This window comes from Myroides sp. LoEW2-1, from assembly GCF_009767705.1.
Lineage (GTDB): Bacteria > Bacteroidota > Bacteroidia > Flavobacteriales > Flavobacteriaceae > Flavobacterium > Flavobacterium album_A.
This window is the reverse complement of record NZ_WSPP01000312.1, coordinates 1-253: the sequence shown is the minus strand read 5'-3', so window position 1 is coordinate 253 and position 253 is coordinate 1. Positions and strand designations below refer to the sequence as shown.

General features: G+C 37.2%; 1 protein-coding gene. It reads left to right on the top strand.

Annotated elements, in window-relative coordinates; genetic code table 11:
• Nucleotide 1: 1 nt before the first annotated feature.
• Nucleotides 2-253 (top strand): IS66 family insertion sequence element accessory protein TnpB (tnpB, locus tag GOQ24_RS17030; RefSeq protein ID WP_160340063.1); only part of this gene is annotated, 252 nt, incomplete at its 3' end.

Genomic DNA, 253 nt, shown 5'->3' with positions numbered 1-253 from the left:
AATGTTTAGTCTGAGTAGTAGCCATCAATTCTACTTGTATAAATCAGCTTGTGATATGCGCAAGAGTTTCGATAGTCTATGTGGTCTTGTTCAAAACGAGCTTAATCAAGTCGCTCATAATGGAAGTGTCTACGTCTTTATCAATCGTCGATGTAATCAGATGAAACTCTTACACTGGGAAACAGGTGGTTTTGTGTTATATCACAAGCGATTAGAACAAGGTACTTTTGCTTTTCCTATTCATAATCGGACT